The organism is Lachnoclostridium sp., from assembly GCF_031997925.1.
GTDB lineage: Bacteria > Bacillota > Clostridia > Lachnospirales > Lachnospiraceae > Lachnoclostridium.
Genome location: NZ_DAMADT010000015.1, coordinates 51,722 through 53,232, shown reverse-complemented (window position 1 = coordinate 53,232; position 1,511 = coordinate 51,722). Strand labels below are relative to the sequence as shown.

Sequence of the window (1,511 nt, the reverse complement as noted above, 5' to 3'; positions counted from 1 at the left end):
GGGTAGTTTAATCGCTGGGGCAGCTACATGTTTATCAAACGGTTATAATTTAAAGCGAATCAAATGTAAAAACTAATTTTAATAAAATATAAATGACGGGCAGAAAACTGTTTTTCATATTACATTTTTAAACCCGTCTGCTATATCATTTCTATTCGATTAAATTTCTAGTCCGCTTCGCTACTACCTCGTAACCATCAACTCTAATGCTATTGCTCTCCATCTAATTCCATTTGAATGAATTACTTAAGCTCTCCACCTTCCACTACGAGGTTTTCTGGATCTATATTTTCACCATACACAGGCTTTAATGTTTCTTCAAAGTCCTTATGGAAGAACTGCTCCTCAGCCAATGCCTTAATCTCGGTGTTAATCCAGTCTAATAATTCTTTATTTCCTTTTTGTACAGCAGCAGCAATGGTGTCAACACTACCAATGGACTCTATACCTACGGAAAAACCTTTATTTTGCAATGCCCATGCAAGAACTTCTGTGTTGTCTGTTGAGAATGCATCTCCTCTTCCATCTAACAATGCATCGTATGCCTCTTGGTATTCATCAAATTTTAACAGTTTGATATCGGAATGATTTTCCATAAAATAAGTTTCTGCGGTTGTACCCTTTACCACAATTAAAGTCTTATCTTTAAGCTGGTCTATATCAGTGATTAATGCGTTATCTGGTGAAACCACACCAAGAGCTACCTTCATATATGGAAGTGCAAAGTCTACCTGCTCACTACGGTCCTTAGTTACAGTAAAATTAGCTAAAATAACATCTACTTTTGCGGACTTTAAATATTCCACACGGTTAGCTGCTTCCACATAAACAAATTCAACCTTATCTTCACTTCCTAATAAATCTTTACCAATACGTTTAGCAAAGTAAACATCATACCCTTTAATATCACCATTGGAATCCACATATCCAAAAGGGTTTTTATCACTGAATACACCAATCTTGATACTTCCGTCTTTTTTAATATCTTCTAATGTCCTTGCTTTTGCTGTAGCTCCAGTATTGCTCTCTTTTGCCTGACCACATCCAGTTAAGATTCCTGCTACCATAGTCAGTGTTAAAATTGCTCCTAAAATCTTCTTTTTCATAAACTCCTCTTTTCTGGCGCTTGCGCCTTTTTATATTGATAGCAACATTGTGCCTTGGCACAATGTACTAGTTGAACAAATTTTTAATAACACGTTTTTAAAACGAAATTCTCACTTATTTTCCTTTACATACACACTGTGTTTTTTACACATCTTTCTTTATGACAAAGAAAAGCGAATCGTGTTTTTCTTGTTTAAATCGCTTCATAATGAAATGTATTCAAAAACTGTTTCGCACGTTCTGTTTTTGGACAGGTAAAAAACTCTTTTGGGGTACTTTCTTCTACGATAACCCCCTCATCTATAAACAAAACTCTATCTGCCACTGCTTTGGCAAATTCCATTTCATGGGTTACGATCACCATGGTATTTCCCTCTTTGGCAAGTTCCAGTACTACCTGTAAT

1 protein-coding gene and 1 pseudogene are annotated in these 1,511 nt (G+C 35.7%); both read right to left on the bottom strand.

Features of this window, described 5'->3' with window-relative positions; translation table 11 throughout:
* Positions 1-242: 242 nt before the first annotated feature.
* Positions 243-1,106 (bottom strand): cysteine ABC transporter substrate-binding protein, encoded by an 864-nt coding sequence (locus RTP52_RS11245; RefSeq protein ID WP_312371340.1) that lies wholly within the window; start codon positions 1,104-1,106, stop codon positions 243-245.
* 194 nt (positions 1,107-1,300) lie between these two features.
* Positions 1,301-1,511 (bottom strand): annotated as a pseudogene (locus tag RTP52_RS11240) (amino acid ABC transporter ATP-binding protein); the annotation flags it as partial.